An 8,574-nucleotide genomic window follows, 5' to 3' on the forward strand; every position below is an offset into this window, starting at 1 on the left:
TCCGATCAATCGCCACGCATTTTCAAGCCGAGATCACCGAGCTTCTCACGGACTTCGTTCAAACTCGTCACGCCGAAGTTCTTGCACTCGAGCATGTCGTCACCGGTCTTGCGGATCAGCTCGCCGATCGTGTTGATCTGCAAACGAGTCATGCACTTACGGGCACGGACCGACAAATTCAAGTCGGCGATCGGACGTTCGAGCAACGCTTGCTCGTCTGGCGACATGTGCGACGTGTCGATCGGCGGATCGTTGCTCTTCTTTTCGCCAGCGAACTGGCCGAGCGACAATCCCTTCTGGCTCAGCATTTCGCGGATTTCCACGAGGCTGGTTTCGCCAAAGTTCTTACTGCCGAGCAACTCTTGTTCGGTGTGACGGGTCAACTCGCCGATCGTCTCGATGCCCATCTTCTGCAAACAGTTACGACTGCGAACGCTGAGCTCGAAGTTCGTGACCGGCATGTTCAGGATCTGAGCCAAACGGTCGTTGCGACGTTGTGCTTCTTCGTCGTAGAGCATGTTGCCCGTTGCCGACGCATCCTTCATGTACAACTGGGTACGCGGGTGGCCGGGGAAGCAATCCAAGATCCGCTTGTAGCAAAGCTGGGCTTTGTCGTACTCGTTGCGGTCTTCGTACATCACGCCGAGGTTGGTCAACGCACCGAGTCCGGTCGGGAACGCCTTGGCCGCACGCTCGTATAGCTGCAGGGCTTCTTCGTCGTTACCCAAACGGTCGTTTTCGAGGGCCAGCCCGAAGAGGGCACCGGCGTGGTTTTCGTCCGTTGCGACGGCACGCTGGTAGAGGTTGATCGCCTCTTCCATCCGTCCGCCGATCAGGGCAGCGGTCGCGGCACGCTGGTACATGTAATCCGCGGTTTGCTCAGCAGGTCCGAAGATATCGTCGAGGATCGCCATCGCTTCTTCGATTTCGCCGGCGTAGCGTTTGGCTTCGGCGATCCCGATCTTGCACTGGTCTTGGTTGTAGCCCGACATTTTGGCTTTTTCGTAAGCCTCGACCGACTCCGCATATTGTCCCAATTCGAACCGGCAACGGGCGGCATAGAACAATGCCATGGCACTGCCGTCCGCCGACGTCAGGGTTTCGAGCGAATCGCGGAACCGCCCCAGCAAGAATTGGCAAACGCCCATCTTGGTGCGGTTGGCAGGAGTCAGCGCCGTGTCCTGCTCCATTTCCTGTGTCGCGTCTCGCAGCTCACTAAAATGGCCATAGTTTTCAGTGATGGCTTTGCGGATCTCAGCGACGTCGTTCGGGCCGAACGCGTTGCTAGCCAAGACCATCTGCTTCAAGTCGAGCACTTCGAGATCGACTTCGCTCATAGGTGACATTTTCATATGGAGGAGACTTCGTGAAAAAACGGCGACGTGAGATGTCAGCCAATCAATCGACGAACAGGATTTGGTTCAGGAGGCAACAATCGCCTCGAGAAAGACACTGTCGCCCGCAAACTACCCCCGAATACGGATCCTGGGGCACAATAGTGCGACAGTTTCAAGCCAGCGGCCGGATTTGAACCGGCAACCCTCGCATTACGAATGCGATGCTCTGCCAATTGAAGCTACGCTGGCGACTGTTTCGGACAGATTATCGACATCGCGGCGAACACGTCAAGCGGTCCCTGTATTCGGAAAATCCGTCCTCAAAGCCACCAGCTACCCCCACAGCGGAACCAACCCCCAGGCTCGCCAAAAAATTCACGCAAACGAGCCCATCCCCCTTGCCAAGCCTTTGCCAAATCTTTACTCTTCCCCCCGCACCAGCACCCCTAGCTCAATTGGATAGAGCATCGGTCTACGGAACCGAAGGTTAGAGGTTCGAATCCTCTGGGGTGTATTTTCGTGCTGATCTTGAAAACTCAGCAGCCATCGCGAGCCCGGTTTTGCCGGGCTTTTTTGTGCGCTGAGGGTATCTTGCTGATTCAGACGCTGCTCCTGATGTGCCCGCTAACTTGGTCGATGGAAAATTGGACGGCTAACCGTGCGAGCGTAATCGCTCCCGGTCGCTTGCAGGCGGTGAGGCTCGGCTATCTCTCCACTGGGGCCGAACCACTCGGTGAGCACATGGCCTGCAAACTGCCCCGTACGCTCCTGCTCGGTGCATCGGCTGGCCCAGCGTCGTCCTTGCGATCTACACGAGGCCGAACAACCGCGTCTCCCGCTCACCCTTAAAGAAGGCGCGGGATTGGCCTTGAGCTCAAACGTGATCGCCCTCACGCGGTGCGTGACGAGAACCGCAGAGCAGGTTACTTCAGCCGTCCTCACTTCACTGATCGCGTCGCGGACGGAGGATGCTGTCGCAAGCCTCGATCGAGAATGCTCGCGATAATCTTTCGTCCAACTGCATGCGAAATGGCCCGCCAAACGAAACGATAATAGCGAGGGAAAAACGATGGCAGACATCGACGGGTGGGTCGATGCCAAACTTCATGCGTGCATTGGATCATGGGAACCGGTCAAACGGCCCGCACTCACCGCGGCATCCCGGTACGCTGCGATCAGGATCAGAGCAATTCCACTACTCGAGAAGGGAACTTTTCCAGCTTCAGCGCCAGCGGCTCAATCATTCAATAACCGACGGCCCGTGATCGCTAATTTCGAAAGAACCAATGGCCTTTGGTTGGATTGAACTGAAGGGTATTTAGCGGAGCGAGAACGGCCCAAACATGCTGGTGACTTTTGTTGATCTGCAGGATCTCTTGGTAGATCTGTTCCAACTGCCGCCGAACAGCCTGTAGGTGATCCTGTCCTGGGATAGGAAACTCGGGTGACAAGGTGCCTGAATAGATTTCTACACCCAAAACGAAAACCTGATACTCTCGTGAATCAAGTCTCCGGATCGGCCGGCCTCCAGGGTGTTTTATGGATAAATGAGGCATTCTCATATTCGAATTCCTGCATTGTTCTCTCGCTCGATTGGTTCTTAACCGGAATAGATCGAGGAGCCCATTCGATTGCGACAAGCAGTAAGACAAATCTTGCCCTGTGACGAGCTCGAAGTCCTCGTGCCACCCGTAAAAACAGTATTCGTGAATCGCTCGCGAATTGCCTTTCGTACTTGCTCCCTGCAAGTCACCGGTCGCGGCTAGAACTGGAAGCATTCCACAGTTCTGAATAAACGCTCGCCTTCTCATGATTCCCTTACCCATTCGCGGAGCTACTGACTGATCCATGTTTCCATCGAACCGATCCAGTCTATCGCAAAACCCGCAGACGTGGCGAGTGAATTTCATCAGCGATCCGAAAGTGAGTAGGCCGGATCAAGGAGCGCAGCGACGAAGCTCCGGCATGACATGGATGATATCGTATTGATCACTCGGGACTGCCGGAACTGCCGGAACTGCGCTTCGCTTGGTCCGGCCTACGAGGACTGCGGCGTGCTCAAACTCGCGAATGTAAGAGGTATCCCTATTGCTTGGCCGGTCCCTTGGGTACGCACAATGGCTTCTTGAATTCGATGAGTAGGCCGGTTCAAGGAGCGCAGCGACGAAGCTCCGGCATGACGTGGATGATATCGTGTGGATCACTTGGGACTGCCGGAACTGCGCTTCACTTGTTCCGGCCTACGAGGGCTCCACAACCTGAAGGAGGCGATGCCCGACGTTCGGCGACATTTCGCCCCGCGATCACCTTCTTCGTTGAACCACCGATCCCCGTCTTTGTTGTCATCCACGATCACCTGCAAGTAGTCATCCCCTCTTTCAGTTCCGCATGCATTCGCTCAAGCGAGGACGGTTTGTAAGCGGGAACATCTCGGCTGCTGCCGGAATTGATAGTCAGCTTGGCCAGTGGCATGAAAGAGCCGAAACGTCGCAGCGAGCGTCCCTGGCCACCCCGAGCTGGGTAGTGCCATTTTTCACGTCGTTCGGTCGCTCGGGACATCGATTGTTTCACTGCTACTCTTAGCGGAACGGCGCAAGCGGGCTTTTAATTGAGTTGTTTCGTAGAGCTTAGCTGGACAGCGCCCCGTTCGAGCAAAAGGTAAACTGAAGCGTAAGCGAGGGAAGGAGTTACGAAGATTTCCTCGCTCACGCTTCGGCTACCAATGCATTGTTCGCAGACACCGCACCCACAACACTTTAGATGCCTTTTGAACGATCGAAGTGGCGTTGTCCTGTTAGCGAGCCGATAGCGCCAGCTGCGTGCCTCCAATGACTGTGTCCTCCCATCAACAGCCCGCTTGCGCCACCAACAAAACAGATTGCATCGGGCTCTCGTCCGGCCGCTAAAAGGCGTAACGGACTAGCGAGAGCCGATCGGTCTCACCATCATTTACTATGCTGACAAAGCACTATTGGGAGCTTCTAACGGGCCGAACTTTTTTTGCCGGCTCATTTTGCCCGTACGTCTGCCAAGTTTTGGCAAATGCGCCGTCGGGAAACCAATTGGCGGTCGACTTGTCACCTCTGAATTCCGAGTAAGGAGCAACTTCCAAGCGTTGCCTTCCGCCTCGTTCGAAGTCGTAGGTCGCACCCAGCCATCCACTCTCGATATCTATCGGCTTCAAGGTGCCGTCCTCACCAAGGCGGACACGCATCGCGGCTTTACAAAATTCAGTGATCAACTCCCAAGCAGAATCGGCATCGGCCGGACCGTGGCCAACACCACCTTCCATCATCACACACATCGCTGCGTTACGGGTTTCGCGCATTTTCGCGACAACCTGATCCTGTCGGCTCCTCAACAGATATTTGTCGATCGTGCCACACATGACCAGTGCTGGGGCTTTCTCAGTATTCGGAAACTGCAAATAGTTTGAAAAGCCGGGATGAAACGCTATCCAAGCGATAACTCTATCCGGACGGTCTCTTGGCCAGCTGGCCGCAAACCCGGTTCCGTTGGAGTGGCCAAAGGTCATCAACGGTACTTCCGGAAGTTCGGGGTGCCCGGACAATTCGGCCAGTCGCTTGAGATGTTCATCCAGTACATCGACCGAAGCCACACCTCTTTGCACCGGATCACCAAGCATGCCGATCAGTGCCACTTGCTCTTCTTCGGCAAAACTCTTCAGCACCGGTTTGGTGATGTCGCCCATACCATGCCTGGAAATACAGAAGGCGGCCTTTACTCTTTTGACGGACTCCGGGATATAGACATGAAACTGAACCTCGGTCCCTTTCCTACCTTCGGGGGCTTTCATTTCAGTTGTAAAACCAACAAGACTGCTATCAACCGGTTTGGGTTTCAGCTTCACAACGATGGGTTCTTCACTCGTAAATTGGTTCATCGACCGGATGGGGATTTGCGCGTCGACGTGACCACTTCTGGTGACTTGTAACGTAGCGAAGGCCCTGCGTTTGTTTCGTTTCAGCGGTTCGTCGATTTGAAACTTCAGGACAAATTCACCATTGGCATTGCTTTGTGTTTCCACGCCAATCGGCACCAGAGTGACGTTGGCGTCGTTGAGCCAGTTGTCGGATGTGTCCATCACTTTGCCCCTGAGCACATAAGTCGAGTCGGCAGCCATCGACGCGTTGCTGCACAACAGCATTCCGTATCCCAGCAACACCAACAAAGGCCGTATTCCAATTCTTTTCATGGCGTCTTCCGACTTTTCTTTCATTCGTTTTGTTTCGACGTAATTTCGCGGCGTGCGAATTCACTGAAGGTCGCAGCGGCCAGAGCGGTCTGGCTGTGTGAGGCGACAGCCATTCCCATCTCAATCTTTTCACGCATGGGGATGCTCACCTGAGAGATTTTGGTCCACCTTGTCCCATCTGAAGAGCAATACCCTGAAAAGACATCGCCGCTGCGAACCAGCATGACACGGCGACCCTTTCCTGCATCAATGAACCCTGCACTGACAGTTTTCTCGCCCGATTTTAGGCGGTAGTACATATACAGTCGCCCCGCCGGATCTCGGAGTACGGCGACCATCGGGGCGTCAGTCGCCAACGACTCCCTGAACATGATGCCGGCCCTGGCATACGCGTGCGTATTCTCCAACGCATCTATCGAAGCCTTGATTGCACCGTCTCCGTAGTGGGCGTCTGAAAGAAAAAACAACTGCTCCGATTCACGGGAGAATCCCCCACCACCTTGAATCCTGTAGGTGTCGTCGGTGCCGGAGATCCCACTGCCCGCCAGAGCTGGGTTACCGATGTCGTTCTTCCATAAAATCCTGGCTACCGATTTTTCCCCGGAGCCAGGTTGGTAATTCAAAAACACATCACAATGTTCAAAGCTGCGAGTAAAGACATTGCTGTCCCGAACGTAAGGCCCCAAGGGCTCGCCTAACGGGCGATTGAGTTGATCGATGTAACTGGCGTCCCATTCCCACATCTTGCCCTTCTTGGCATCTACCGTGGCCTGCCAATAGAAGTAGGAATACTTTTCCGCATACAACAAATAGATCGCCAAGCTACGATCGATCCTGTCCTCCATGTCCCGCTTGCTCGTTGCCCCTTTGACGGGCATCCTCAAGATTTGCATCTTTTTGTTCAAACCCGTTTCCCGTCCAATGGCAATGGTCTCAGCGACCGTATCAGGACTACCGCCACCGCTCCATCCTTCCCGGTAGGTTCCGTCCACAAAGCCAATACGCTGTCGAGCTCCCGCATTGTTGTTCATGACCAGTTTGTTAGCGGGTGTCGCCTTATACAGGGCGTCGAGCATGGAAATGGGGACACCCGATTTGTCAACAAACGTGCCGTCAATCGATGGATGAGCGATCATCTTCTCCGCGCAACCCACCCACCATTGAACGAAATCAGGATTGCTCCGGTCATAGGTCGGCAGGCCATCCCGGATCGTAAATTTGGGGTCAATCCATTCATCACGATGTTTGGTGATGGAATCATCAATCCCGTAATGCCCGAAGTAGATCCTCGAGTTCCAATAAAAGAGTATTTTGAGATTGGGATTGATCTTCTTTAGCCGCGCTGCGGTATGCAGCATTCCCTTCATGGTGCTTCCTTGGCCGGCGTTATTGGCCTTCTCGAGAACAACTAAATCATAGTGTTCGGCAATGGCTATGATTTCATCATCCTTGTAGGCGGTGCTCTTGCGGATCAAGATGCCCCGTGGAACGCGATCCCAGGAAAACGCGGGAAAGGCGTTTAGCTTCTCTTCCGACGTTGGCGGATATGGAGTCGGTCCAAACGTGTGTCCATTTTGCAAATCAGCAAACAAATGCCCCGGATCTTCGATGGATAAGGACGGGTTTCTAACGACCAACGACAAGTGCACCTGCTGCATGGCCCAATCCCTGCCTTTCACGGCACCGCCCGCCCCGGTAACGGAATACGATGAACCACTGACGTCGCAGGATTCAGTCGGTGTGCCGAAGGTCGCGGACCGCAATCGCTCCCCCACGCCAAGAATCATTTTATGGCCTCTTCCACCTCCGGACTCTCTGGCGATGAAATGCGTAAAGGTCTCTTCCAGCACAAGTCCCTTCGACACCAATTCCGATCCATTGATCGTAAAATCCTGCAGGGACATGCGGATCGACTCGCCAACTCCGATGCTTCCCCCTTTGCCGACGGACCAATTGTTGTTCGCGCCTGAAAGCGACGCCGGATTGCCGAGCGAAGCGACACTCGAAGTGTTCACGCCCCCTTTGAAGGAAAAAGTCGTACCGCTGAACGCCTCGACAACTACATTGAATTGCAGTGTTTCCGCCTCGGCCCCATCGAGCAAATCGTTCCCGGTCCAGGTAATTTGGTAAATCCACTTCGAATGATCCACCACCCGTTTGCAAGAGAGATCGGGTGAATTGAGATTCACACTGCGGTATCCATTTGCAAGCACCAAATCTGCAGGCGTTGCTGACGGCGTTCCGGCGGTCGGGTGCAAGGTAATCCAAAAATGACTATTCCGACCCGATGAGTCCACCGCAAATACGGATGGAACACTGACAAAGAGCAGCCAACACAAACCAATGAATTTCGCAAGCTCGATATTCCGCAATAGAGCTCGAAGTTTGACGTTGTTCCGTCTCATCGATACAAACATTTTTGAGGACCTGAAATCACTCATCTTACCTACTACTGAATGATAGGGGACGCAGCCCATTTTTTCTTCGGTCGGCCCAGTGAGCGAAGCGTGTGTTCAGTTGTAATCGAACGGCGGACTGGGAAACAAATGGATCGCTGCAACCAGGTAGGGCGTTGGCGCCACACCGGGCAACTTGCGAAGCTGAGTGAGCGTTCGGTTTGGATCCGCTGAGTCGTGGTGGTCAGGCGAACCGGCTTGCCCGTTGATCAATGTCTTGTTGCTGACAATCGGTGCCGCGCTCGCCGGCGCGGATGACTTTGTCGCGATCGCGACGTTTGCCAACACCACGAAAAGACGGTTTGCCGAGATCCTTGACACGACCGAGGGAGTTCCATCGCACGATCGTTTCATTGCAATCAAACCAGGCGAACCTGAACTGATGCGGCTCGAGAGGATCACTCGCAAGCCAGCAATTGTTTACGTCTTTCGCGTGCAGGGGACGTCGATTTAATTACTGCGGGATTTCAAAAGTAGCGGAAAGGCGCGAACCGTCCGGTAACGCGGGACCGGACGGCTCGCGCCGTTCCGCTGAAAAGAGCACTAAAACAATCGACGTCCCGAG

At 54.4% G+C, this 8,574-nt stretch carries 5 protein-coding genes and 2 tRNA genes; 3 read left to right on the forward strand and 4 right to left on the reverse strand.

Annotated features, from left to right (window positions below):
* Positions 1–5 precede the first annotated feature (5 nt).
* Positions 6–1,337, reverse strand: a complete 1,332-nt coding sequence (locus NB063_RS14410; protein ID WP_322975217.1) for a tetratricopeptide repeat protein — start codon at positions 1,335–1,337, stop codon at positions 6–8.
* A gap of 175 nt (positions 1,338–1,512) precedes the next feature.
* Positions 1,513–1,586: transfer RNA gene (locus tag NB063_RS14415), tRNA-Thr, on the reverse strand.
* A gap of 191 nt (positions 1,587–1,777) precedes the next feature.
* Here NB063_RS14415 and NB063_RS14420 point away from each other — a divergent pair.
* Positions 1,778–1,851, forward strand: a tRNA-Arg gene (locus tag NB063_RS14420).
* Positions 1,852–4,305: 2,454 nt separating this feature from the next.
* Here the strand turns inward: NB063_RS14420 and NB063_RS14425 are convergent.
* Together NB063_RS14425 and NB063_RS14430 are read right to left on the reverse strand one after the other, a co-directional pair.
* A complete protein-coding gene (locus tag NB063_RS14425) occupies positions 4,306–5,577 on the reverse strand; it encodes a hypothetical protein (RefSeq protein ID WP_250929439.1) in 1,272 nt (423 codons plus the stop codon).
* A complete protein-coding gene (locus tag NB063_RS14430; protein ID WP_250929440.1) occupies positions 5,574–7,028 on the reverse strand; it encodes a putative glycoside hydrolase in 1,455 nt (484 codons plus the stop codon). Before NB063_RS14430 ends, NB063_RS14425 begins: the two co-directional genes overlap by 4 nt.
* 451 nt (positions 7,029–7,479) lie before the next feature.
* Here NB063_RS14430 and NB063_RS14435 point away from each other — a divergent pair, with 451 nt between their 5' ends.
* Positions 7,480–7,683 (forward strand): hypothetical protein, encoded by a 204-nt coding sequence (locus tag NB063_RS14435; RefSeq protein ID WP_250929441.1) that lies wholly within the window; start codon positions 7,480–7,482, stop codon positions 7,681–7,683.
* 474 nt (positions 7,684–8,157) lie between these two features.
* A complete protein-coding gene (locus tag NB063_RS14440; RefSeq protein ID WP_250929442.1) occupies positions 8,158–8,463 on the forward strand; it encodes a transposase family protein in 306 nt (101 codons plus the stop codon).
* Positions 8,464–8,574: the final 111 nt, after the last annotated feature.

The sequence above is a fragment of the Aporhodopirellula aestuarii genome (assembly GCF_023701485.1).
GTDB classification, from domain to species: Bacteria; Planctomycetota; Planctomycetia; order Pirellulales; family Pirellulaceae; genus Rhodopirellula; species Rhodopirellula aestuarii.

What these genes read in the sequence shown, in the direction of transcription:
- NB063_RS14410 (WP_322975217.1), bottom strand. Translation starts at nt 1,337, where the DNA reads ATGAGCGAAGTCGATCTCGAAGTGCTCGACTTGAAGCAGATGGTCTTG.
- NB063_RS14425 (WP_250929439.1), bottom strand. Translation starts at nt 5,577, where the DNA reads ATGAAAGAAAAGTCGGAAGACGCCATGAAAAGAATTGGAATACGGCCT.
- NB063_RS14435 (WP_250929441.1), top strand. Translation starts at nt 7,480, where the DNA reads ATGCTTCCCCCTTTGCCGACGGACCAATTGTTGTTCGCGCCTGAAAGC.